The organism is Streptomyces sp. NPDC058459 (assembly GCF_042721685.1).
Classification (GTDB): Bacteria; Actinomycetota; Actinomycetes; order Streptomycetales; family Streptomycetaceae; genus Streptomyces.
The window spans coordinates 14553-36828 of sequence record NZ_JBHXLV010000033.1 but is presented as its reverse complement, the minus strand read 5'-3'; the positions used below and the strand labels follow the sequence as shown (position 1 = coordinate 36828).

Genomic DNA, 22276 nt, shown 5'->3' with positions numbered 1-22276 from the left:
ACCCGGTCCCGGAGTCGGCACTGCGGGACGGCCTCTATCCTTCCGCCGGCTGCTCGAACAGGGCGCTCACCGATTCCCCGTCATGGATGCGCCGGACCGCCTCCGCCAGGGCCGGGGCGATGGACAGCACCCGGAGCTTGTCGGTGCGCTCGTCCTCCGGGACCGGGACGGTGTTGGTGCAGACGATCTCCAGCACGTCCGGCTGCTCGCCCAGCCGCTTCAGGGCGCCCGCCGCGAACAGCCCGTGGGTGCAGGCGACCCGGATCGAGCGCGGACCCAACTCGCGCAGCCGGTCCAGCAGTTCGAGCACCGTGCTGCCCTTGGCGATCTCGTCGTCCAGCACGATCACATCCCGGCCGGTGATGTCGCCGATCACCGAGCTGATGCTGACCCGGTCGTCCGGGAACCGCTGTTTGGCACCGGCGGCGACCCGGGCGCCGAGCAGCCGGGCGAAGGCGGCGGCCTCCTTGGCGTTGCCGAGGTCCGGGGAGACCACCGTGGTGCGGGACAGGTCGTACTGCCGGAAGTGCACGGCCAGTTCGCGCAGCGCGTGCAGATGGTCGACCGGAACCGAGAAGAAGCCGTGCACCTGGGGGGCGTGCAGCGTCATGGTGAGCACCCGGCTCGCGCCCGCCGCCACCAGCAGGTCCGCGACCAGACGGCCGCCGAGCGAGATGCGGGGCGTGTCCTTCTTGTCGGAACGGGCGTAGGAGTAGTGCGGCATGACGACGGTGATCCGGGCCGCCGAGGCACCGCGGGCCGCGTCGCACATCATCAGCAGCTCCACCAGGTGCTCCTGCACCGGCCTGACCAGCGGCTGGAGCAGGAACACGTCCCGTTCCCGGCAGTTGGCCCGCAGCTGTACCTCCAGGCAGTCGTTGGCGAACCTGCTGACCCGGGCCGGACTGAGGGGGACGCCCAGGTGCGCGCACACCTCCTCGGCCAGCCGGGGATGGGCGCTGCCGCTGAAGACGGCGATGTCTCGCACGATCCGCTCCTCGCATGATCGGTACGGGCTGGGCGGCCATGCTACCGGCCGCCCGGCCCGGCCCGGACGCCTGGCGTGGCGGGTCTCGTACGGGTACGGCGGGGGTACGTACATCAGCAGGACGGGGTGGTCACCTCGCTTGCCTGTTCGCTTACTTGGTGGGCATCCGAGGAGGGGGAAGGGAGAACCGTGGAGAAGACGACTACGGCCGGCGGCACGACACCGGTCCAGCAGCGGCCCCGGCGGCGGACGCCGTTCTGGGTCAAGGTACTGGCGGGCATCGCCCTGGTGCTCGTGCTGCTGTTCGCCGGGATACGGCTGGCCGTGCTGCCCGGCATCAAGGACCTGTTCGGCACCGAGTCCCGGGACCGCTCGGGCCCGGCGCTGCTGCAGTCCATCCAGGACATGAGCCGCTACCAGGCCGCCTCGGGCAACTTCCAGGTCGTCGTGGATCTGGAGAAGAACGCCAAGTACCTGCCCGACGCGCTGCGCGGCACCCGCACGCTGTACGTCGGCGCGGGCACCGTGGACGCCTATGTGGACCTCGGCAAGGTCGGCGACAAGGACGTGACGGTGAACGACGACCGCACCTCCGCCGTGCTGAAGCTGCCGCACGCGCAGCTCGGCAAGCCCGCGCTGGACCCGGACCGCTCCTACGCCGTGTCCAAGCAGCGCGGTCTGCTCGACCGGCTCGGCGATCTGTTCTCGGACAACCCCAACGGCGAGCAGGCGGTGCAGAAACTGGCCGTCAAGCACATCGGGGAGGCCGCCCGGGACAGCGAGCTGACCAAGCGCGCCGAGTCCAACACCACCGGCATGCTCCAGGGTCTGCTGCGCTCCCTCGGCTTCAAGGACGTGCGCGTGTCGTACGACTCCTGACGCCTTGCCCCGTGGGCGGCATCACCGGCCGTCCACGGGGCACTCGCTGCTTCGCACGGGGATGTTCACGACTGGAGGACCACCGCATGGCCCGTACCGCCCTACGCCTGCCGACCGTACTGCGCACTCCTTGGCGGCGGGAGCACCTGGAGAAGACCGAGCCCGAGCAGGCTCCCCGGCCGGCGCCCGTGGTGGCGGAGCGCAGGCCGCTGCCGCTGCCGATCCGGCTGCCGATCATGGTGCTGGCGTTCGTGTTCATGGTGGCGTTCGCCATCGCGCTGGCCCGGGTCACGCTGGAACCGTCGCCCGCGTCGGAGGCGCTGACGCACAGCAACATGCATCCGGGCAACTCGCTGAAGGCGTACTTCGACTACGGGACGGTGCGAGAGACCCTGAAGCAGGTCGGGGGGAACATCCTGCTGGGCGTGCCGTTCGGCGTGCTGGTGCCGGTGCTGGCCCCCCGGGCGCGGGGCGTGCTCCAAGTCCTGCTCCTCACCGCGCTGGTGATGCTGATGGTGGAGCTGACCCAGGGTGCGCTGATCACCGGCCGGGCCTTCGACATCGACGACGTCATCCTCAACACCACGGGTGCGCTGTTGGGTTGGCTGCTGCTGGGGCGCCGGCTGGGGCGGGCGGTGCACGCGCGTCGGCCCAAGCCCGTGACGGAGTGAGCGGCCTCGGCCGGTTTGTCCGAGGGCCCGATCACTGGTCTGTACCAAGGTATTGACGGTCCCGGTCCCGATCTCTACAACAGGAGGCGTCACTCCCCCCATGTGAAACGGAGAGTCATGGCATCCCCACGCCTGCTCCGCAGATGTCTCCTCGCCGCTCTTTCCGCCGCGCTGGTCGGCGCGGCGGCCGTCGGTCCCGCCAGGGCCGATACGGCCGCCGCCCCGGCCGTCGCGGCGGCGACGTTCTCGGACTCCTTCGACGGCCCGGCGGGCTCCGCCGTGGACGGCTCCAAGTGGACGCTGGAGACCGGAGACAACGTCAACAACCACGAGCGGCAGTACTACACTTCCGGCACCAGGAACGCCGCACTGGACGGCCAGGGCCACCTGGTCATCACCGCGAAGCGTGAGAACCCGGCGAACTACCAGTGCTGGTACGGCAGTTGTCAGTACACCTCGGCCCGGCTCAACACCTCGGGCAAGTTCGACGCGCAGTACGGGCATGTCGAGGCCCGGATGAAGATCCCGCGCGGACAAGGCATGTGGCCGGCGTTCTGGATGCTGGGCACCCCGGTGAACTGGCCGGACTCGGGCGAGATCGACGTGATGGAGAACGTCGGCTTCGAGCCCTCCACCGTGCACGGCACCATCCACGGCCCCGGCTACTCGGGCTCGGGCGGCATAGGCGCCGGTTACTCGCTGCCGAATGGGCAGGCGTTCGCGGACGCCTTCCACACCTACGCGGTCGACTGGGCGCCGGACTCCATCACCTGGACCGTGGACGGCAACGTCTACCAGCGGCGCACCCCGGCCGACCTGGGCGGCCGGACCTGGGTGTTCAACAAGCCGTTCTTCCTGATCCTGAACCTCGCGGTCGGCGGCTACTGGCCCGGCGACCCGGACGGCTCGACCCAGTTCCCGGCGCAGCTGGTCGTGGACTCGGTGTCGGTGACCACGAGCGGCGGCCCGGCGGGCGGCAAGGCCATTCGGGGCCTGGCCGGCAAGTGCGCGGACGTGGCCGCGGCGAACTCCGCCAGCGGAACCCCCGTACAGCTCTACGACTGCAACGGCTCGGCCGCCCAGCAGTGGACGGTCGGCTCGGACGGCACGATCCGCGCGCTCGGCAAGTGCCTCGACCTCAAGGACAACGGCACGGCGGACGGCACGCCCCTGCAACTGTGGGACTGCGCGGGCAGCCCCAACCAGAAGTGGGTGGTCTCCTCGGCCAACGACATCGTCAACCCGCAGGCCGACAAGTGCCTGGACGTGACGGGCGCCAACCCGGCCAACGGCACCCGGCTCCAGCTCTGGACCTGCAACGGCACCGCGGCCCAGAAGTGGACGGTGGGCTAGCTATCCCTGGCCTCGCCTGGCACCGCGCACCCGCCAGGTGAACTTGTCGCCGCCGACCCAGCGGACCACGTCGGGGTCGTCCAGATCGTGGATGACGATGCCGCGGGCGGCGGCGGCCTCCAGTACCCCGGTGATGGACGTGACCTCGCCGATGACCTCGCCGTCGATCTCCATGACCCGGAAGGGCGGCGAACCCGGCCTGCCCGGACAGACCCCGAGCACCCGGATGCGCGGACTGGACATGTACGGAGCTGATTGTTCGGTCATGTATCCGAGCCTAGAGCGCACGGTACGGGGACGGCTCGTCCGCACGGGCCGTCCGGGACGCCGCCGTGCGGAGTCCGCGCCGGTGGGCAACCCTGGAGGTCCGTGCGGAGCCGGGAGGTGGCCATGGAACCCGTCGCGGCGCTGGACCGGATCGCCTTCCTGCTGGAACGCTCCCTCGCGCCCACCTATCGCGTACGGGCGTTCCGCACGGCGGCGCGGGTGCTCGGGAAGCTCCCCGACGACGAGATCGCCCGCCGCGTCTCGGCCGGGACACTCCAGACGCTGAAGGGGATCGGCCCGAAGACCGCGAAGGTGGTCGCGGAGGCGGTGGCCGGAGAGACGCCCGCGTATCTCGCCTCACTGGAGGAGGACGCGGGGGGCCCGCTGACGACGGAGGGCGGCACGGAGCTGCGGGCCCTGCTGCGCGGGGACTGCCACACCCATTCGGACTGGTCGGACGGCGGCAGCCCGATCGAGGAGATGGGCCGGGCGGCGGCCGCGCTGGGCCACGAGTGGACCGCGCTCACCGACCACTCCCCCCGCCTCACCGTGGCCCGCGGCCTCTCCCCCGAGCGGCTGCGTGAGCAGCTCGACCTCGTCGAGACGCTGAACGAGCGCTGGGCGCCCTTCCGGCTGCTCACCGGCATCGAGTGCGACATCCTGGACGACGGCACGCTGGACCAGGAGCCGGAGCTGCTGGACCGGCTGGACGTCGTGGTGGTGTCGGTGCACTCCAAGCTCAGGATGGACGCCGCCGCGATGACCCGCCGGATGGTGGCCGCCGTGTCCGATCCGCACGCCGACATCCTGGGCCACTGCACCGGCCGGCTGATCACCGGCCGCGGGCGGCCCGAGTCGGCCTTCGACGCGGACGAGGTGTTCGCCGCGTGCGCCGGGGCCGGCACCGCCGTCGAGATCAACAGCCGTCCGGAGCGGCTGGACCCGCCGAGGCGGCTGCTGCGTGCGGCGGTGGCCGCGGGGACGCTGTTCTCCGTCGACACCGACGCGCACGCGCCGGGCCAGCTGGACTGGCAGATCCTCGGCTGCGCCCGCGCCGAGGAGTGCGGGGTGCCCGCCGGGCGAGTGGTGAACACCTGGACGGCTGACGAACTGCTGGACTGGACCCGTGAGGGCCGGGTCCCGGCGCCCTGACCTCGCGTGACCCGGATCACCGTACCCGCCGGGAACGCCCGCCGGTGGTCGTCCGTTGATACGGACGTGGACACGGGCCCGACCTGACCCGGACCCCGTCCACTGCGTGACCGCCCCGGTCGTGATTCCCCCGTCGCGATCGGGGCATCCTCGTGTCCGGAACCCGGGTCAGCGCGGGGTGCGCTCCTCCAGGGCGGCGCGCCAGGCGGGCGGACGGTCCTCGGGGGCCGGTTCCGCGCGCCGGCCGCCGCGGCCGAAGAAGTCGGCCAGCGGCAGGATGGCCGCGCCGACGGTGACCGCGTCGGGCCCGAGCCGCCCCAGCTCGATGGTGACCTGCTCCGCCGGGTACCGCAGCGCGTAGGTGGCCGCGTGCCGGCGTACGGCGGGCAGGAAGCGGGTGCCGAGCTGGAGTCCGGCCCAGCCGCCGATGAGGATGCGCTCGGGCTGGAAGAGGTTGATCAGGTCGGAGAGGCCCGCGCCCAGGTACTCGGCCGTCTCCTCCAGCACCGCCAGCGCGACCGGGTCGGGTTCCGTGTCCCCGGCCGGGTAGGCGGCGGCGAGCATCGCGGTGAGCGCGGTCTCCTCGTCGGTGCCCTCGGGCGGGCGTCCGCCCTCCTCGCGCCAGCGGGCGAGCAGCGACTCCGCGCCCGCGTACGCCTCCAGGCAGCCCGGCGCCCCGCAGCGGCACCGGCGCCCGCGCACCCGTACCGTCAGATGTCCCCACTCCACCGCGCGGCCGTGCTCCACCTCGGGGGTGACCAGGCAGGCGCCGACGCCGGAGCCGAAGAGCACGACCAGGGCGTTGCGGGCACCGCGCCCCGCGCCGAACCACATCTCGGCCTGGCCGAGCGTCCTGGCGCCGTTGTCGATGAAGTACGGCACGGTGTCGGGGAGCCCGGAGGTCGAGCGGAGCAGCCGCTCCAGCGGGACGGCGTCCCAGCCGATGGTCTGGCCGTGCACCACGGCACCCCGGCCGGCGGTGTGCTCCACGATGCCGGGCACGCCCACCCCGACGCCGAGCAGCCGCTCGGGGCGCGCGCCCGCGGCGGCCAGCACCTCGGCGACACCGTCGCGCACATGGCCGGTGATGTCGTCGACGTCGTAGCCGGGACGGGTCAACGGGCGGTCGGAGCGAGCGAGTTCGGTGAGGGCGAGGTCGAACAGCTCGACGCGGACGCGGGTCTCGCCGACATCGACGCCGATCATCTGGCCGCTGTGCGGGGCGACCCGGAGCAGGGTGCGGGGGCGGCCTCCGTCGGAGTCGACGCTGCCGGCCTCCTCCACGAGCCCGTCCGCGATGAGGTCGGCGACGACATTGCTCACCGAGCCGGAGCTGAGTCCGGTGGCCGGTCCCAGTTCGAAGCGGCTGAGGGGGCCGTCGAAGTACAGCCTCTGCAGCACGGCCGTGCGGTTGCCCCGCCTGAGATCGCGTACCGTGCGCCCGTTCCGCTCCGCCATGTGGCCCCTTCCGAACCGTGCCCGGCCTGCAACATACCTCTCGGAACAGGCCGGACACGACTTCACGCGCCCCCTTAATTCATGCTGTGAGATTTCCAGGAGGCGCCGGTACGGCTCAGCCGGCCTCGGAAAAGGCCTTGGCTCGCGCGCAGGCGCTCTGTACCCTCGTAAACCTAGACCCCCTAGGCTTATGGCTACAACAGAAGGACATTCCCGATGCGACCCCTCACCGAGCAGGACATCCGCGCCTCCTTCGTCAACTGCTCCAAGGGTGAGGCCAAGCGGCTGGCCGTCCCCCGCGACCTGGCCGAACGCCCCTGGGACGACCTCGACTTCCTGGGCTGGCGCGATCCGGGCGCGCCCGACCGGGGCTGTCTGGTGCTCGAACGCGACGCCGGGCTGGTGGGCGTCGCGCTGCGTTCCCCGACGGTCCGGCGCGGGTTCCAGCACCGCAGCATGTGCTCGGTGTGCCTGACCACCCATCGCGGCGGCGGGGTCTCCCTCATGACCGCCCGCAAGGTGGGCCCGGCGGGCCGCGACGGCAACTCCGTCGGTGTGTACATGTGCGCCGACCTGGGGTGTTCCCTGTATCTGCGGGGGAAGAAGGTGCCGGAGTCGGGGAGCAGGTTCGAGGAGAGCCTCACGACGGAGGAGCAGATCGCCCGCGCGGGCGGCAACCTGACGGCCTTCGTCGATCAGCTCTACGCCTGACGGGAGCCCTTTCGCGTACGCGCTGCTCGAACGGCCCCGTTCGGCGCGGTGACGGAAAGGGAAGACGCCAGAGGATGCCAGACGTACGGAAGTGGATGGACGGGCCGCAGCGACGCAGGTGGGCCGGCGCGCTGCGGCGCCTGGTCGCGCGGCGCCGGGAACCGGTGGTCGTCCAGACACTGCGGTCGGCCGCCGCGGCCACGGTCGCCTATGTGATCGCGCTGCGGCTGAGCCCCGAACCGGCCCCGCTGACCGCGCCCCTCACGGCCCTGCTGGTCGTCCAGGTCACCTTCTTCGCCACGCTCACCAACGGCATCCGCCGGGTGAACTCGGTGGTGACGGGCGTCCTGGTCGCCATCGTCTTCAGCCTCCTGGTCGGCCTGACCTGGTGGAGCCTGGCCCTGCTGCTGGTGGCCGCGCTGAGCGTCGGTCATCTGGTGCGCGTGGACGAGTACGTGAACGAGGTGGCGATCAGCGCGATGCTGGTGCTCGGCGTCACCACGGTCGGCTACACCGCGTGGGCGCGGATCGTGGAGACCCTGATCGGCGCGATCATCGGTATGGCCTGCAATCTGCTGCTCCCGCCCCCGGTATGGGTGGACGCGGCCGGGCGGTCCATCGAGTGGCTGGCCCGCCGGGTGCGTCAGCTGATGCTCCGTATGGGTGAGGAGGCGGCGGGCGCCATCCCCTGGCAGCGGGCGGCCGAGCGGCTGCACGAGGCGCGCCGGCTGGACCACGACGTCATCCAGGTGGACGCCGCCCTGCGGCAGGCCGAGGAGAGTCTGCGGCTCAACCCGCGTGTCAAGGAGGGCCTGCTGCACCGGGTGGTGCTGCGCACCGGTCTGGACACGCTGGAGATCTGCACGGTCGTCCTGCGGGTGCTGGCCCGCTCCTTCACCGACCTGGCGAAGTCACGCGGCACCAAGGAGCTGTTCCCGCCGCCCATCGGGCAGACCGTCGAACAGGTGCTGTCCGAGGTCGCGGACGCGGTGGTGAGCTTCGCGGTGCTGGTGACCACTGACCTGAGCGCGAACGCCGAGTCGGCCGAGTCCCGGCTGACCGCCGAGCTGCACACGGCCGCCGCCACCCGCGACCGGCTCGCGGAACAGCTCAAGGAGCATGTCGGGGAGGACTGGGAGGACTGGCAGCTGCTCGGCGCGGTCCTGACCGAGGTCAGCCGGATCATCGACGAGCTGGACACCGAGCACCGCAGCCGGCGCCTGCTGGAGGAGCTGGACCGGGTGTCCCGCCAGCATCGCGCGAAGATGCCCCGGGTCAACCGGCTCCGCCAGCGGCTGGGCATCCAGGAGGACCTGTGGCGCAACCGCACGGGGGCCGGCCGGCGTTCTGGGTGAGGGGAACACCGGGCGGCACCGGTGCCGGAACACGACCCCGGGCAGCAGCCGGCGCCGGGGCAGGTGGTCCCGCTCGGGGACGCGCCGGGCGGCCCGGTGGCGGACGGGGACTGGTGACCGCTCGCCGGCCCGGCCTTGCGTTAGGCGGCCGGTCCGCGACAGGGTGGCCGGGACCACGGTGACGGTGAGCGTTCAAGGGGCGACATGGACAACGCGGCGCAGGCGGACCGGGACGGCTGGAGCAGGCGGCGCTTCGTCGGCGCCGTGGCGGGCACGGCCGCCGTAGTGACGGTGCCGGCACCTGCCGGGCAGCCCCCGGACCCCGTACCGGCGCCCCGCCGTCACCGGGCCGATCCGGGGCCCCGGCCGCTCTACGTGGGCACGTACACCTCCGTCGAAGGCGGCGGCAAGGGCGTGTCCGTGGCGGCGTACGACCCGGTGTCGGGCGCGATCACCGGCGCGGAGTCGCTGGCCGGCCTCCCCGACCCGTCGTACCTCGCCGTACATCCGGACGGGCACACGCTGTACGCGGTCGACGAGCGCGCGGACGGCGCGGTCAGCGCCGTACGGCTCTCCGACCGGACGGTGCTGGGCAGCCGGAGCACGGGGGGTTCGGGGCCCTGTCATCTGTCGGTGCACCCGGGCGGCCGCTGGCTGCTGAGCGCGAACTACGGCTCGGGCAGTGTCGCCGTGCACCCGGTCGACGCCTCGGGCGCTCCCGGCGAGCGCACCGCGCTGGTGACGCACTCGAGCCCGGCGCCCGGACCGGGCCAGCAGGGGCCGCACGCACACCAGTTCATCACCAGCCCGGACGGCGGCCATGTCCTTGCCGTCGACCTGGGCACCGACACCGTCTACACCTACCGGCTGGACACCGAGCACGGCACACTGACCGAGGTGTCCCAGGCGCACACCCGGCCGGGCGCGGGCCCCCGCCAGCTGACGTTCCATCCGAACGGGCGGTACGCGTACCTCGCCAACGAGGTCGACGACACGGTGGCCGTCTGCGCGTACGACCCGGCCAGCGGCCGGCTGACCGTGGGCGAGCCGCAGCCCTCGGGCTCGGCCGGGACCGGCACCAACTACCCGGCGGAGTTCGCGGTGACGCCGGACGGCCGCTTCGCGTTCCTCGCCAACCGGGGGCACGACAGCGTCGCCCGCTACGCCGTCGAGGGGGACGGCGCCCGGCTGCGGCTGCTGGGCACGGTACCGGTGGGCGGGAACTTCCCCCGCCAGCTCGCGCTCTCCCCGGACGGCCGCCTGCTGTTCACGGCGAACCAGCGCTCCGGCACGGTGAGCGTGTTCCACGTCGACACCGGCACCGGAGCGCTCAGCAGCGCGGGTGAGCCGTACGCGTCACCCGTCGCCGTCTGCGCGGTGCCGCTGTAGGGCGCGCGGGCAGGCGGCGGCACCGGCCTGGGCGAGCAGCGCGTGCATGCGCTCGGTGAGCCGCGAGACATCGTCGGCGGGCGTGTGGAACGCCGGCCGTACGTCGCCGTGCGCCCGGGTGCGCTCGATGCGCAGGGCGAACCCGTACCGGTCCACCGCGAGCGGCGCCACCCGGGTCACGGCGTGCAGTCTCTGCGGCCGGACCGGGTTCCGTGGAACGAGACGTCAGGCGATGGCGCCGAGCAGCGCCCGCGCGCACAGCTCCCGCACCTGGTCCCGGCCGGGCTCGCCCTCGCGCAGCCACTCCAGGCAGACGGCGGTGGTGAAGGCGAGCCAGCCGCGCACGGCCAGCCGGGCCTGCGGGGCGCTCTCGAAGGCGGGCCCGAACTCCGGGTCGGCCGCCAGCGCGGCGAGGATCTGCCGCTCCTGCGCGGCCAGCGCCCGCCGGTAGACCCGGCGCACGGCCTGGTCACCGGCCGCGTCGGCGCGGTGGAAGGCACGGAAGCCGTGGGCGTGCGTCTCGACGTACCCGAGGTAGGCGTCGAGACCGGCGCCTAGCTGCTCGCGGACCGGTACGCCGGGGACGGCCGCGGTCATCCGCAGCATCCGCTCGCTCTCCCGCCCCACCACGGCGGCGAAGAAGTCCCGCTTCGTCGGGAAGTAGTGGTACAGCAGCCCCCGGGAGACCCCGGCGATCTCGGCGACCCGCTCGATCCAGACCTCGTCGTACGGGCTCTCGGAAAACAACCGGGCCCCGACCGCCAGCAGTTGCCCGCGGCGCTCCTCGGTGCTCAGTCTGCTGCGCCGGGCGCGTTCCCCCTGGTTCGCGGGCATGCCATCACCCTACGGGACCCGTTGCTTGACGTGGGTTCAGCAGGCGGACCAGACTGCCGACACTATTGAACTCGCGTTCAACACGTGCGTGGCGGAACGGTCGGCAGGGCACCGGATCAAGGGAGATCGCGTCATGGCCGAGACGACGGGGGCGGGGCTGCCCAAGGGGTTCCGGGGTGCCGAGCGGGGCTGGCCGGAGCTGGAGCGCATCCCGCGCCCGCCGCGCCGGCTGCCGCTGCTCGGGGACGTACTGGGCGTCGACCGGCGCACCCCGCTCCAGGACTCGATGCGCCTCGCGCGCGAGCTGGGCCCGATCTTCCGGCGCCGGGTGCTGAACCGGGAGTTCGTGTTCCTGTGGGGCGCGAGACTGGCCGCCGACATGGCGGACGAGACCCGGTTCGCCAAGCACGTCGGGCTCGGGGTGGCCAACCTGCGCCCGGTCGCCGGGGACGGGCTGTTCACCGCGTACAACCACGAGCCCAACTGGCAGTTGGCGCACGATGTGCTGGCGCCCGGCTTCAGCCGGGAGGCGATGGCCGGGTACCACCCGATGATGCTGGCGGTCGCCGGCCGGCTGACCGCCCACTGGGACCGCGAGCTGGGCGCCGGACGCACGGTGGACGTGCCCGGTGACATGACCCGGCTGACGCTGGAGACCATCGCCCGCACCGGCTTCGGGCACGACTTCGGCTCCTTCGAACGCGACCGGCCGCACCCCTTCGTCACCGCCATGGTCGGCACCCTCGCGTACGCGCAGCGGCTCAACGGCGTGCCGATGCCCCCGCTGCTCGGGCGGGGCGCCGCCCGGCGCAACGCCGCCGACATCGCCTGCCTGGACGACACGGTCGACGCGCTGGTGGCCGAGCGCCGCCGCTCCGGGGGCGGGGCCGGCGACCTGCTGGACCGCATGCTGGACACGGCGCACCCCGAGACCGGGGAGCGGCTGTCGGCGGAGAACGTCCGCAAGCAGGTGATCACGTTCCTGGTGGCGGGCCACGAGACCACCTCGGGCGCCCTCTCCTTCGCCCTGCACCACCTGGCCCAGCACCCGGAGATCGCCGCCCGCGCCCGCGCCGAGGTCGACCGCGTCTGGGGCGACACCCCGGAGCCGGGCTACGACCAGGTGGCCCGGCTGCGCTATCTGCGCCGGGTGCTGGACGAGTCGCTTCGGCTGTGGCCGACCGCGCCCGCCTTCGCCCGCGAGGCCACGCAGGACACCGTGCTGGCCGGGGAGCACCCGATGCGCCGGGGCGGCTGGGCGCTGGTACTGACCCCGATGCTGCACCGCGACCCCGAGGTGTGGGGCGGGGACGCCGAGCGGTTCGACCCGGACCGCTTCGACGCCAAGGCGGTACGGGCCCGCCCGCCGCACACCTTCAAGCCGTTCGGGACCGGGGCGCGGGCCTGCGTGGGGCGGCAGTTCGCCCTGCACGAGGCCGTCCTGGTGCTCGGCCTGCTGCTGCGCCGCTACGAGCTGATCCCCGACCCCGGCTACCGGCTGAAGGTCACCGAGCGCCTGACGCTGATGCCGGAGGGTCTGCGCCTCGGTCTGGAGCGCCGGAAGGCCCCCGCCGCCGCACCGGCCGGCACCCCCGAGCCGGGGGCCGGTTCAGCGGGCCGCTGCCCAGTGCACGGGAGGGACGAGTGACCCCGGCAGCCGCGTACCGGGTCCTCCTCGGGCGGCGTTGACCTGCGGCTGGGTGAGGAAGAGCGCGCCGGTGAGGTCGGCGTCGGTCAGCTCGGCGCCCCGGAGATCCGCGCCGATCAGGTCGGCCTGCCGCAGGTCGGCCCCGGTCAGGTCGGCCGCGATCAGGCAGGCGCCGCGCAGGCTGACCCCGCGCAGGTCGGCCCCCTTGAGCTTCGCGCCCGCCAGATCCGCACCCCGCCGGTCCCGGCCCTTCTTGCGGCCTCTGCGAGCCGACTCCGATGCGCGCAGCAGGAGTTCGGTCACTTCGTGCCAGTGTTCGGCCTGGTCCAGCGCGGCCAGCTCCTCGGGCTGCCGCGCGGCGAGCCGCTCGGTGTGCTCCAGCGCGCGGCGCAGCTCCGGGTGGAGGGGACGGGCGGCGTCGAGAGCGAGCGCCTCGGTGAGATACCAGAGCAGCTCGTGCAGGCGCCGGACGACCGGGAACACCTCGAACATCAGCCGGGCGTGCTTCTTGCCACCGGTGCGCCAGTCCCGGCCGCCGAAGGTGACCTGGGAGACGCGCTGACCGGCGCCGAAGCAGTCGTAGACGGTGCAGCCCGCGTAGCCCCTGGGGCGCAGCTCGGTGTGGATGCCGCAGGCGTGGTCCTCGCGCAGGTTGGCGCAGGGCTTCCCGGCGGGCTTGTCGTGCGCGAAGTCGGCCGAGCGGGCGAAGGGCAGGGCGACGCAGCAGAGACCGAAGCAGTCGGCGCAGTCGGCACGCAGGAGGGGTATGTGATCAGACATCGTGGCCAGGGTACGTGCACCGGCCACGCTGCCCCTGTCCGATCTTCGAGCCCGAGGAGCCGCGATGCGGGTCGCCTGTTCCTGACCTGTGTCAACGACACGCTGTACCCGGCTACCGGTCGGCATGGCTCGCGGCCGCCGATCCGGTGCCGGTCCCCGATCTCGCGGACAGCACCCCGTACGAGCTGGACGCCGTGGACAGCGTGGTGACCGGCTGCGCGGTGGCCGTCGCCGAGACCGGCACGTTCGTGCTCGACGGCGGGCCGGGCCAGGGCCGCCGCCGGATCACCCTCGTGCCCGACCGTCACATCCGCGTGGTCCGGGTCCCCGACCAGGTCGTGGCCTCCGTACCGCAGGCCCTCGAACGCCTTTCCGCCACCCGCCCGTTGACCTGGATCTCGGGCCCGTCGGCGACCAGCGGCATCGAGCTGGACCGGGTGGGGGGCGTGCACGCGCCGCGCACGCTGGGGGTCGTGCTCGCCGGGGTCATCCCTTCGGTCGGCGGGGCCGGGCGGCCGGACGGGACCCCGGCTAGCGTGGGGGAATGATCCGGTTCGAGCAGGTCAGCAAGCGCTACCCGGACGGTACGACGGCCGTGGACGACCTCTCCTTCGAGGTGTCCGAGGGCGAACTGGTCACCCTGGTCGGCCCGTCCGGCTGCGGCAAGACGACCACCATGATGATGGTGAACCGGCTGATCGAGCCCACCGCGGGCCGCATCGTCGTGGACGGCGAGGACATCGCGCGGGTCGACCCGGTCCGGCTGCGCCGCCGGATCGGGTACGTCATCCAGCAGGTCGGCCTCTTCCCGCACCGCACGGTGCTCGACAACACCGCGACCGTGCCGTCCCTGCTCGGCTGGAAGCGGGCCAGGGCGCGGGCGCGCGCCGCCGAACTGCTGGACCTGGTCGGCCTGGACCCTGGGACGTTCGGCGCGCGCTACCCGGAGCAGCTCTCCGGCGGCCAGCGGCAGCGGGTCGGGGTGGCGCGGGCGCTCGCGGCGGACCCGCCGGTGCTGCTGATGGACGAGCCGTTCGGCGCGGTCGACCCGGTGGTGCGCGAGCAGTTGCAGGACGAGTTCCTGCGCATGCAGCAGGCGGTGCGCAAGACGGTGCTGCTGGTCACGCACGACATCGAGGAGGCGGTCCGCCTCGGCGACCGTATCGCGGTGTACGGCGAGGGCCGCATCGAGCAGTACGACACCCCCGGCGCGGTGCTGGGCGCCCCCGCGACCCCGTACGTCGCCGGGTTCGTCGGCGCCGACCGGGGCCTGAAGCGGCTGTCGGTGACCGCGATCGAGCCGGACGATCTGGAGCAGCCGCCGGTGGCCCGCCCGGACGAGCCCGCCGGGAGCGCGGCACGGCGGCTGCGCGAGGAGGGCGCGCGCTGGGCGGTCGTGCTGGACGCGGACGGCGACCTGCACGGCTGGGTGGGCCTGGAGGAGCTGGCGGCGGGCGGCACGGTCGGCGAGCTGGCCCACCGGATGACGGCCTGGGTGCCGGTGGGCGCCCCGCTGAAGCAGGCGTTCGGGGTGATGCTCCAGTACGACGCCGGGTGGGTCGCGGTGCTGGACGGCTCCCGGCTGCTGGGCGTGCTGACCCCGGCCAAGCTGCACGAGGCGCTGCGGCGGTCGGTGGACGCGGACGTGCTGGGGGTGGCGCGGGGTCAGGTGCCCTTCGACTCGGTGTCGGACGCCTGAGCTACCCGGTCAGCCCCTTGTCCTTCAGGTAGGTGCGGGCCACGTCGGAGGGCAGCCGGCGCCAGCTGTCGACCTGGCGGTTCATGTCGGCGAGGTCCTGGGTGGTGAGTACGTCGTTGAGCTTGCCGAGCGCCTTGGCTACGCGCTCGCCGCCGGCGCGGGCGCGGTTGACGACAGGGACGATGTAGTCGGCGTTCTGGAGGTGCTTGTCGTCGGCGAGCAGGACCAGGCCGAAGGCGGAGAGGGTGGCGTCCGTGGTGGTGGTCAGCACCAGCTGGTCCCGCCCGGACTGCACTGCCTGCTTGGCCGGGGTGGTGCCGACGCCCTTGGGATCGACCGCGGTGATGTCGATGCCGTACACCTTCTTCAGGCCTGGCGCGCAGTACGGCCGCTGCACGCACTCGTCGCCCGCCGCGAGGCGCACCTCGAGTCCGGAGGCGCCGAGGTCGCTGAGGGTCTTGAGGTGGTGGCGGCGGGCGTAGGAGGCGCTGACCGCGAAGGCGTTCTGGTCGACGGCCCGGCCCGGCGGGAGCACGGTGAGTCCGCGCGGGGCGGCCAGGGCACGCAGGTTCTTCATGGTCTCGGCGAGGTCCGGCGAACCGGCCGGGGGTGCGTCGGGGCCGTTCTCCTTGGCGTTCAGCCAGTCGGCGAAGGTGGCGGCGTACTCGGGGGCGACGTCGATCTGCCCGGACTCCAGGGCGGGTTCGTACAGCTCCCGGTTGGCGACGGTGATCAGCGAGGTCCGGTAACCGGCCTGGTCGAGGAGCTGGGCGTACAGCTGGGCGAGCAGGTCGCTCTCGGTGAAGCCGGCCGAGCCGATGACGAGGTGATGGCTGTCACCCGGTGACGCGGTGACGGCGCCCTGGTTCTCCAGCGAGGGACCGGAGGCGCAGGCGGTGAGGGTGGCGAGGGTGGCGGCGGCGAGGGCGGCGCGGACTCGCAGCGGCGGCCGTGCCACCGGTCTGGGCTTGATCGTGCGCGGCTCGCCCGGCCGGGGCGCAGCCAGGCGCCCCTCACCCAGCCAGGGCACGACCGGGCGCCGCTCGCCCGCGCGCGGCTTCACCGTCCGCCCCGTGCCCAGGCGGGGCCGAGCCGCTCCACGACCTCGAAGACGCCCTCCACGAGCAGCGCGAACACCGCGACGAGGATGGCGCCCGCGACGACCTGCGGGGTGCTGGCCAGGTTGAAGCCCGCGGTGATGATCCGGCCGAGGCCGCCGCCGCCCGCGAGCGCGGCGATGGTGGCGGTGGCGACGAGCTGGACGGCGGCGATCCGCACCCCGTTGAGGATCAGCGGAAGCGCGAGCAGCACCTCGACCCGGACCAGCGTCTGCCATCCGGTCATGCCCATGCCCCGCGCGGCACGCACCACGCCCCGGTCGACCTCGCGCATCCCGACGTAGGCGTTGGTGAGCAGTGGCGGCACGGCGAACAGCACCAGCGCGACGACGGTAGGCCCCTCCCCCCACTTGCCGACCGGGGTCAGCAGGAGCAGCACCAGCACGGCGAAGGTGGGCACGGCCCGGCCGACGTTGGAGATGTTGACGGCGAGCGCGCCGCCCTTTCCGAGATGGCCGAGGACCAGTGCGACGGGCAGCGCGACGAGACAGCTGACGATGAGGCAGACGACGGTGAGCAGCAGGTGTTGCAGCAGCCGGTGCCGGACGCCGTCGTCGCCGGACCAGTGGGCGGGGTCGGCGAGCCAGTCCCAGGTGGAGCCGAGCACGTTCATGTACGGCCCTTCCTCGCCCAGGGGGTGAGCAGCCGCTGCACGCCCAGCAGGAGCAGGTCGGCGGCGACGGCGATGAGTACGCACAGCACGGACGCGGTGAGGACCTGCGCCTTGAAGTAGGTGTTCATGCCCGCGTAGATCAGGTTGCCGAGCCCGCCGAAGCCGACGATCGCGCCGATGGTGACCAGGGAGACCGCCGAGACGGTGGCGATGCGCAGCCCGGCCATCGCGGCGGGCAGGGCGAGCGGCAGCTCGACGGTGAGCAGCAGCCGTACGGGCCCGAAGCCGAGCCCGCGCGCGGCCTGCCGGGTCTCCTCGGGCACGGCGCGCAGCCCGGCGAGGATGTTCCGCACCAGCAGGGTGAGCGAGTACAGCACCAGCCCGGCGACGACGAGGGTGGCGGACAGCCCGTACACGGGGAGCAGCAGGGAGAACATCGCCAGGGACGGGATGGTGTAGAGGACGGTGGTGACGGCGAGCACCGGCCCGGCGGCCCAGCCCCAGCGGCGGGCGAGCACGGCGAGCGGCACGGCGATGACCAGCCCGATGAACACGGACAGCGCGGTCAGCTCCAGGTGCTGCCCGACCGCGTCGAGGAGGATCTGTCGGCGGGTGCTCAGGTAGTCGCCGCAGATCCACTCGTTGCGCGCGAGGCAGTCGTCGGGGGCGGCGGTCACCCGTCCATTGCACCGGCCGGGGCAGCGGGTCGGCGCGTTGTGGTGACCCGTACGGGGGCCGTCCTGCCCCTTTCGGTACCGCTGCCGGTATCCGAAGGGAGGGCAGCGGCCCGGCCCTGGTGGCGTAGCCGGCCCGGTCGTCCACGGACTTAGCGCAGGGGGCGGGCCTCACCCCGGCGGACGCCCTGGTCATGACCGGCCAGGTGCTCCGGGGCACGGCGGACGTGGTGGCGGGGTGAGGGACTCGGCCGTCGAAGGGGCGCGTGAGCCGGCGGGGTGAGGGACGCAACCCCGCCGACCGGTCCACAGGGCGCTAGGTTGGCCGCATGAGCAACCTTGACCTCGCGCCGGAGCCGAGCGCGTGCGGCGGCCGTGGCTTCGTCGTCGCCGAACCGGTCCGCGAACTGCTGAGCCCCCGTACCGTGAAGCTCGGGGAGTCCACCGAGGTCCGCCGCCTGCTGCCGAACCTGGGCCGCCGCATGATCGGCGCGTGGGCGTTCGTCGACCACTACGGCCCGGACGACATCGCGGACGAGCCCGGTATGCAGGTGCCCCCGCATCCGCACATGGGCCTCCAGACGGTGAGCTGGCTGCACGAGGGCGAGGTGCTGCACCGGGACTCGACCGGCAGCCTGCGGACGATCCGCCCGCGCGAGCTGGGCCTGATGACGGCGGGCCGGGCGATCAGCCACTCCGAGGAGAGCCCGCGGCCCCACGCACGCTATCTGCACGGGGCCCAGCTGTGGGTGGCACTGCCCGACGAGCACCGCCACACCGACCCGCACTTCGAGTACCACGCGGACCTGCCGACGGTCACCGCACCGGGCCTGACAGCGACGGTGATCCTGGGCTCGCTGGACGGCACGAGGTCTCCCGGCACCGCGTACACCCCGATCGTCGGCGCCGACCTCACCCTCACCGAGGGCACCCGGACCCGGCTCCCCCTGGACCCCGACTTCGAGTACGGCGTCCTGTCGATGTCCGGCGAGGTCCACGTGGACGGCGTCCCCGTCACCCCCGGCTCCATGCTCTACCTGGGCTGCGGCCGCACCGACCTCCCCCTCCACGCCGACTCCGCCGCCTCGCTCATGCTCCTGGGCGGCGAACCGTTCGCGGAGGAGCTGATCATGTGGTGGAACTTCGTGGGGCGGACGCAGGAGGAGATCGAGGGGGCTCGGGAGGAGTGGATGAGGGGTTCGCGATTTGGGGAGGTGAAGGAGTATGAGGGGGATCGACTGCTCGCGCCTGAACTGCCGTCCGTGCCACTGAAACCACGGGGTCGAGTGCGCTGAACTGACACTTCCCGAGCGGGGGTACGCGCAGCCGGGTGAGGGGACACGCCGCCCACCCGGCCCGTTCACAGTGCATAAGCAAACATCTATCCGGCCACTCGTTCCACCCATCCCCGAAGCGCAAGTCTCGCCAGGCTTAATTACCCTTGCTCGGACTGATGCTGACCCAATGCCGACTTTCCTGACATTCAGTCAGGTTCTTGCGGAAGGGGGTACTCGCTCATTGAAGCTTCCCCTTGATCGTGGACACCTGGAGACTGGGATCTTGAGGTTCCAGAGGAAGTAGCACCGGGTGGGAAGCAAGTGCGCGAAGAGGTAGACCGAGGAGTTCAAGCGAGACGCGATCGCGCTCGTCGACTTCTCAGGGAAGACGGTCACTGCGGTCGCCCGGGAACTCGGCATCAGCTCGGAGTCTTTGCGCGGCTGGTACCGCCGGGCCAAGGCCGACCAGGGTGAGGGCGCCCCGGGCGAGCTGACCAGCGCGGAGTGCGAGGAACCGCGGCGGCTGCGCAAAGAGAAACCGCGAACAGCGGCAGACGATTCGCAACCCCGCAGGTCGTAGACGGTGTGCGGGCAGTCGCGCGACGGTTGTGGCGCCCCCTTCAACTCGGGGGCGATGACCGTCAGACGAGGCGGCGAGAGCTGTCTTGAAGGAGGCTGTTCCATGGCAGAAACCGCAGTCCCCACGATCAGGCCGGACCTGTCCGCGCGGGCGCTCGACCTGAGCCGGCTGCACTTCGTCGGCACCGGCGGCATCGGAACGCTGCCGGTGGCGCGGGTGTGCGCCGAGCAGGGCTACACCGTGTCCGGCTCTGACGTCCGGTCGCCGGAGGGGCTGGAAGAGCTGGCCCGCCTGGGTGTGCGGGTGCATGCCGGTCACCGGGCCGGGCACGTCCCGGCGGACGCGTCGGCGGTCGTGTTCAAGCACGCCGTCGCGGAGGACAACCCTGAGATCGTCGCCGCACGCGAACTCGGTCTGCCCGTCGTTCACCGGTCCGCCGTCCTGAACGCGCTGATGGAGGCGCACACCAGGTCGGTGGCCGTGATGGGCACCCACGGCAAGTCGAGTACGGCGGGCATGGTGGCTTCGCGCTGGCGCGTGCCGCCGCGAGCCGTCGTACGCGATCGGCGAGGTGGAGGCGGCGCTGGCGTTAGGCCCGCAGGCCCATCATGGCGTTGTGAATGTCGGCGACTCGACGATCGACATGCCTGAGGACTCCCTTGGAGGAGCGGGACGCGGCGCGCCCTCCATGGGCTTGCCTCCGCCGGCGCTCGTTTCCGTGCCGAAAATGGTTGGTGTGCCGGGGGCGGCGGCCTCGAGATCCGGGGAGGGGGCGGCATTGGGTCCAGGGCGAGGGTCGCCAGAGGGGCTGCTTACCTGACGGCATGCGCGGCGTGAGCCAGAGTACGTCGAGGAGACCCGCTTGCAGGTCACCCGGTCCCGTCCTCGGCTTCCCGTCGCAGGTAGGTCCGGGTGCGCGGGGTCGGGTCCTCGGCGGGGCCGTCGCTGCCGCCGGAGGTCCCGCCCCCATTCGCGCCGTCTCTGCGAGCGCTTGTCCGGGCCTCGGCCGCCTCGCGCTTCTCGCTCGCCGCGTCCGGCGTGTCACCCCTGTCCCGGAGCCGGTCGAGGCGGCCGACGACGGGTCCTGCGGTGATCCCGTACAGCACCACGGAGGCCAGCACGGTGAAGGTGACCACGGCCCATATCTCGCGCGGCGGGACGGGGAACTCCTGCTGGTCGAGCGCATAGGCGAGGTAGTAGAGCGAGCCGATGCCGCGGATGCCGTACCCGGCGATCACCCAGCGCTCCCGCCCCCGGATGCGGGAACCGGTCAGCCCAACCCAGCCGGCCATCGGGCGGATCACGAACAGCAGCACCAGAGCGGTGGCGGAGCCCCGCCACGTCAGCGCGGCCAAGCCACCCTGGGCGATGAACGCACCAAGGAGGAAGAGGATCGCGGCCGTCAGCAGCCGCTCGATCTGCTCGACGAAGTCGTGCAGGACGTTCTGGAAGCCGTGCGCGCGCTCCGCGGCCCGGATCGCGCAGGCGGTGGTGAACACCGCCAGGAAGCCGTAGCCGCCGACGAGTTCGGTGAGCCCGTACGCGAGGAAGGTCGCGGCGAGTGCCACGAACCCCTCCCGGTGACGGGACAGCCGCAGAACGGGCGAACCGGTGCGGAAGAACAGCCAGCCGAGTCCGCGTCCGACCAGCAACCCGGACAGGACGCCGGTCACCCCCCTGTACGCGACGTCCTCGGCCGCCCACCCGCCGACCCAGTCCGCGGACCATCCCGCACCGGCCGCGGCGGCCAACGCGACGGCCGCGTACGTGAGCGGGAACGCGAGCCCGTCGTTGAGCCCTGCCTCGCTGGTGAGGGCGAACCGCACCTCGTCCTCGTCGTGCTCCTCCTCCGTCGGCTCGCCCACGCGGACCTCCGCGGCAAGCACCGGGTCGGTCGGGGCGAGGACCGCGGCGAGCAGCAGCGCGGCCGCCGGCGGCCAGTTGAGCCACCACCAGGCGACGGCGGCGGTCACCAGCACGGTCAGCGGCATCGTGATCCCCAGCAGCCGCCAGGTAGTCCCCCAACGGTGCAGTCCCACCGGCCTGTTGAGCGCCAGACCGGCACCCATCAGAGCGATGATCACGCATACCTCGGTGAGGTGCTCGGTGATCCCATGGTCCGCCATCAGGTCGATGCGGGGCAGCGGGAGCGGCAGCAGGTACACAGCGATCCCGCACAGCAGGAACACCAGAGGCATCGACAGCGGGCGGCCGGCGACCAGCCGGGGCAGGGCCGCAGTAAGCAGCGCGCCGACCCCCAGCGCCATGAACACCCCGTCGGATATCGTCACCGCGTCATCCCCTGCCGTGTGGTCGCCCAGTGGTTGGAACGTCGCGGTCCATTCCGTACGAGAGGACCGTGCGCCGCCGGTACCGCCTGGAGCATGTGCCCCCGATCTTCTGGGGTACGACGGTTCGCCACGCGCCCGCGGGACTACTCGCGATCTTTCGGGGCCGGACGTCATGGCCGGGGACAGCGAAGCAGGTGCGGCCAACTGCCTGTCCTCCACAGTTTGCCGGGTGGATCCTCAGGGCGGGGATCTCCCGATTCCACCGGGCAGTTGTACTGAGGAGCGCGCTGGAGCATCGAGACGTATGCATCCTGCACGTGCAGATCACGGGGATGGTGTGGATGGGCGATGTCGACCTCGGCAGTGCCGCTGCGGCTCGACCTCGCTTGTGCAGCACGGAGGCTACGAGAGCGGGACGCCTTGTGCCCCCTCATGGCTGCTGAGACGCAGAGGTCGTCGCGACCGACGCCCGGCTCGTCGGACTGTTCCTGCGGCCTGGACCGGTCCGCGGTGGCGCAGCTCACAAAGTTGTTCATGGC

The 22276-nt window shown here is 72.5% G+C and carries 20 protein-coding genes and 3 pseudogenes; 13 read left to right on the top strand and 10 right to left on the bottom strand.

Annotation, left to right across the window (positions count from 1 at the left end; translation table 11 throughout):
• Positions 1 to 34 precede the first annotated feature (34 nt).
• Positions 35 to 988, bottom strand: a complete 954-nt coding sequence (locus ACFWN1_RS09565) for a ribose-phosphate diphosphokinase (RefSeq protein WP_384359551.1) — start codon at positions 986 to 988, stop codon at positions 35 to 37.
• 189 nt (positions 989 to 1177) lie between these two features.
• Between ACFWN1_RS09565 and ACFWN1_RS09560 the strand changes: the two genes are divergently transcribed.
• The 3 genes from ACFWN1_RS09560 to ACFWN1_RS09550 all read left to right on the top strand — a co-directional run bounded on the left by ACFWN1_RS09560 (position 1178) and on the right by ACFWN1_RS09550 (position 3891).
• Complete coding sequence (locus ACFWN1_RS09560; RefSeq protein WP_384359550.1) at positions 1178 to 1867, top strand: DUF4230 domain-containing protein; 690 nt, start codon at positions 1178 to 1180, stop codon at positions 1865 to 1867.
• Positions 1868 to 1953: 86 nt separating this feature from the next.
• Complete coding sequence (locus ACFWN1_RS09555; RefSeq protein WP_384359549.1) at positions 1954 to 2538, top strand: VanZ family protein; 585 nt, start codon at positions 1954 to 1956, stop codon at positions 2536 to 2538.
• A 117-nt stretch (positions 2539 to 2655) separates the two neighbouring features.
• Positions 2656 to 3891 (top strand): RICIN domain-containing protein, encoded by a 1236-nt coding sequence (locus ACFWN1_RS09550; RefSeq protein ID WP_384359548.1) that lies wholly within the window; start codon positions 2656 to 2658, stop codon positions 3889 to 3891.
• On the opposite strand, the gene ACFWN1_RS09545 is transcribed toward ACFWN1_RS09550, so the two are convergent.
• Positions 3892 to 4158 carry a hypothetical protein gene (locus tag ACFWN1_RS09545; RefSeq protein WP_384359547.1) on the bottom strand — a complete coding sequence of 89 codons (267 nt, stop codon included), beginning with the start codon at positions 4156 to 4158 and terminating at the stop codon, positions 3892 to 3894.
• A gap of 123 nt (positions 4159 to 4281) precedes the next feature.
• Between ACFWN1_RS09545 and ACFWN1_RS09540 the strand changes: the two genes are divergently transcribed.
• Entirely contained in the window at positions 4282 to 5310 is a 1029-nt protein-coding gene (locus ACFWN1_RS09540) for a PHP domain-containing protein (RefSeq protein WP_384359546.1), read from the top strand.
• 168 nt (positions 5311 to 5478) lie between these two features.
• Here the strand turns inward: ACFWN1_RS09540 and ACFWN1_RS09535 are convergent, their stop codons facing one another.
• Positions 5479 to 6768, bottom strand: coding sequence for an ROK family protein (locus ACFWN1_RS09535; RefSeq protein ID WP_384359545.1), 1290 nt, complete (start codon positions 6766 to 6768; stop codon positions 5479 to 5481).
• 216 nt (positions 6769 to 6984) lie between these two features.
• On the opposite strand from ACFWN1_RS09535, the gene ACFWN1_RS09530 reads away from it, so the two are divergent.
• From ACFWN1_RS09530 to ACFWN1_RS09520, 3 genes are all read left to right on the top strand, one after another.
• Positions 6985 to 7479 carry an FBP domain-containing protein gene (locus tag ACFWN1_RS09530; protein WP_384359544.1) on the top strand — a complete coding sequence of 165 codons (495 nt, stop codon included), beginning with the start codon at positions 6985 to 6987 and terminating at the stop codon, positions 7477 to 7479.
• Positions 7480 to 7553: 74 nt separating this feature from the next.
• On the top strand, positions 7554 to 8834 hold the full coding sequence (locus ACFWN1_RS09525; protein WP_384359543.1) for an aromatic acid exporter family protein: 1281 nt from the start codon (positions 7554 to 7556) through the stop codon (positions 8832 to 8834).
• Positions 8835 to 9038: 204 nt separating this feature from the next.
• Positions 9039 to 10223, top strand: coding sequence for a lactonase family protein (locus ACFWN1_RS09520; protein ID WP_384359542.1), 1185 nt, complete (start codon positions 9039 to 9041; stop codon positions 10221 to 10223).
• On the opposite strand, the pseudogene ACFWN1_RS09515 reads toward ACFWN1_RS09520, so the two are convergent.
• Positions 10191 to 10427: pseudogene (locus ACFWN1_RS09515) on the bottom strand (DUF2470 domain-containing protein); the annotation flags it as partial. The gene ACFWN1_RS09520 and the pseudogene ACFWN1_RS09515 sit on opposite strands and share 33 nt — an antisense overlap.
• Positions 10428 to 10448: 21 nt before the next feature.
• Entirely contained in the window at positions 10449 to 11057 is a 609-nt protein-coding gene (locus ACFWN1_RS09510; RefSeq protein WP_384359541.1) for a TetR/AcrR family transcriptional regulator, read from the bottom strand.
• Positions 11058 to 11190: 133 nt separating this feature from the next.
• Here ACFWN1_RS09510 and ACFWN1_RS09505 point away from each other — a divergent pair, with 133 nt between their 5' ends.
• The gene (locus tag ACFWN1_RS09505) at positions 11191 to 12705 is read left to right on the top strand and encodes a cytochrome P450 (protein ID WP_384359540.1); all 1515 of its coding nucleotides are present in this window, start codon (positions 11191 to 11193) and stop codon (positions 12703 to 12705) included.
• On the opposite strand, the gene ACFWN1_RS09500 is transcribed toward ACFWN1_RS09505, so the two are convergent.
• Positions 12667 to 13485 carry a pentapeptide repeat-containing protein gene (locus ACFWN1_RS09500; RefSeq protein WP_384359539.1) on the bottom strand — a complete coding sequence of 273 codons (819 nt, stop codon included), beginning with the start codon at positions 13483 to 13485 and terminating at the stop codon, positions 12667 to 12669. The two genes, ACFWN1_RS09505 and ACFWN1_RS09500, sit on opposite strands and share 39 nt — an antisense overlap.
• A gap of 125 nt (positions 13486 to 13610) precedes the next feature.
• Here ACFWN1_RS09500 and ACFWN1_RS09495 point away from each other — a divergent pair.
• Together ACFWN1_RS09495 and ACFWN1_RS09490 are read left to right on the top strand one after the other, a co-directional pair.
• Positions 13611 to 14033 (top strand): annotated as a pseudogene (locus tag ACFWN1_RS09495) (lactate utilization protein C); the annotation flags it as partial.
• On the top strand, positions 14030 to 15184 hold the full coding sequence (locus ACFWN1_RS09490) for a betaine/proline/choline family ABC transporter ATP-binding protein (RefSeq protein ID WP_384359538.1): 1155 nt from the start codon (positions 14030 to 14032) through the stop codon (positions 15182 to 15184). The pseudogene ACFWN1_RS09495 and the gene ACFWN1_RS09490, both read left to right, overlap by 4 nt.
• A 1-nt stretch (position 15185) precedes the next feature.
• Here the strand turns inward: ACFWN1_RS09490 and ACFWN1_RS09485 are convergent, their stop codons facing one another.
• The 3 genes from ACFWN1_RS09485 to ACFWN1_RS09475 form a co-directional block, all read right to left on the bottom strand.
• Positions 15186 to 16127: an ABC transporter substrate-binding protein gene (locus ACFWN1_RS09485; RefSeq protein WP_384359559.1), complete on the bottom strand. Its 942-nt coding sequence runs from the start codon at positions 16125 to 16127 to the stop codon at positions 15186 to 15188.
• 116 nt (positions 16128 to 16243) lie between these two features.
• Positions 16244 to 16915 (bottom strand): ABC transporter permease, encoded by a 672-nt coding sequence (locus tag ACFWN1_RS09480; protein WP_384359537.1) that lies wholly within the window; start codon positions 16913 to 16915, stop codon positions 16244 to 16246.
• Positions 16912 to 17592: an ABC transporter permease gene (locus ACFWN1_RS09475; protein ID WP_384359536.1), complete on the bottom strand. Its 681-nt coding sequence runs from the start codon at positions 17590 to 17592 to the stop codon at positions 16912 to 16914. Before ACFWN1_RS09475 ends, ACFWN1_RS09480 begins: the two co-directional genes overlap by 4 nt.
• 326 nt (positions 17593 to 17918) lie before the next feature.
• On the opposite strand from ACFWN1_RS09475, the gene ACFWN1_RS09470 reads away from it, so the two are divergent.
• The 3 genes and pseudogenes from ACFWN1_RS09470 to ACFWN1_RS09460 all read left to right on the top strand — a co-directional run bounded on the left by ACFWN1_RS09470 (position 17919) and on the right by ACFWN1_RS09460 (position 20097).
• Complete coding sequence (locus ACFWN1_RS09470; protein WP_384359535.1) at positions 17919 to 18884, top strand: pirin family protein; 966 nt, start codon at positions 17919 to 17921, stop codon at positions 18882 to 18884.
• A gap of 331 nt (positions 18885 to 19215) precedes the next feature.
• Positions 19216 to 19446 (top strand): annotated as a pseudogene (locus ACFWN1_RS09465) (transposase); the annotation flags it as partial.
• Positions 19447 to 19548: 102 nt separating this feature from the next.
• On the top strand, positions 19549 to 20097 hold the full coding sequence (locus tag ACFWN1_RS09460; protein WP_384359534.1) for a Mur ligase domain-containing protein: 549 nt from the start codon (positions 19549 to 19551) through the stop codon (positions 20095 to 20097).
• 218 nt (positions 20098 to 20315) lie between these two features.
• Here the strand turns inward: ACFWN1_RS09460 and ACFWN1_RS09455 are convergent, their stop codons facing one another.
• Positions 20316 to 21737 (bottom strand): cation:proton antiporter, encoded by a 1422-nt coding sequence (locus tag ACFWN1_RS09455; protein ID WP_384359533.1) that lies wholly within the window; start codon positions 21735 to 21737, stop codon positions 20316 to 20318.
• Between the last annotated feature and the right edge of the window lie 539 nt (positions 21738 to 22276).

What these genes read in the sequence shown, in the direction of transcription:
- ACFWN1_RS09555 (WP_384359549.1), top strand. Translation starts at nt 1,954, where the DNA reads ATGGCCCGTACCGCCCTACGCCTGCCGACCGTACTGCGCACTCCTTGG.
- ACFWN1_RS09550 (WP_384359548.1), top strand. Translation starts at nt 2,656, where the DNA reads ATGGCATCCCCACGCCTGCTCCGCAGATGTCTCCTCGCCGCTCTTTCC.
- ACFWN1_RS09545 (WP_384359547.1), bottom strand. Translation starts at nt 4,158, where the DNA reads ATGACCGAACAATCAGCTCCGTACATGTCCAGTCCGCGCATCCGGGTG.
- ACFWN1_RS09540 (WP_384359546.1), top strand. Translation starts at nt 4,282, where the DNA reads ATGGAACCCGTCGCGGCGCTGGACCGGATCGCCTTCCTGCTGGAACGC.
- ACFWN1_RS09535 (WP_384359545.1), bottom strand. Translation starts at nt 6,768, where the DNA reads ATGGCGGAGCGGAACGGGCGCACGGTACGCGATCTCAGGCGGGGCAAC.
- ACFWN1_RS09530 (WP_384359544.1), top strand. Translation starts at nt 6,985, where the DNA reads ATGCGACCCCTCACCGAGCAGGACATCCGCGCCTCCTTCGTCAACTGC.
- ACFWN1_RS09525 (WP_384359543.1), top strand. Translation starts at nt 7,554, where the DNA reads ATGCCAGACGTACGGAAGTGGATGGACGGGCCGCAGCGACGCAGGTGG.
- ACFWN1_RS09520 (WP_384359542.1), top strand. Translation starts at nt 9,039, where the DNA reads ATGGACAACGCGGCGCAGGCGGACCGGGACGGCTGGAGCAGGCGGCGC.
- ACFWN1_RS09510 (WP_384359541.1), bottom strand. Translation starts at nt 11,057, where the DNA reads ATGCCCGCGAACCAGGGGGAACGCGCCCGGCGCAGCAGACTGAGCACC.
- ACFWN1_RS09505 (WP_384359540.1), top strand. Translation starts at nt 11,191, where the DNA reads ATGGCCGAGACGACGGGGGCGGGGCTGCCCAAGGGGTTCCGGGGTGCC.
- ACFWN1_RS09500 (WP_384359539.1), bottom strand. Translation starts at nt 13,485, where the DNA reads ATGTCTGATCACATACCCCTCCTGCGTGCCGACTGCGCCGACTGCTTC.
- ACFWN1_RS09490 (WP_384359538.1), top strand. Translation starts at nt 14,030, where the DNA reads ATGATCCGGTTCGAGCAGGTCAGCAAGCGCTACCCGGACGGTACGACG.
- ACFWN1_RS09480 (WP_384359537.1), bottom strand. Translation starts at nt 16,915, where the DNA reads ATGAACGTGCTCGGCTCCACCTGGGACTGGCTCGCCGACCCCGCCCAC.
- ACFWN1_RS09470 (WP_384359535.1), top strand. Translation starts at nt 17,919, where the DNA reads ATGAGCAACCTTGACCTCGCGCCGGAGCCGAGCGCGTGCGGCGGCCGT.
- ACFWN1_RS09460 (WP_384359534.1), top strand. Translation starts at nt 19,549, where the DNA reads ATGGCAGAAACCGCAGTCCCCACGATCAGGCCGGACCTGTCCGCGCGG.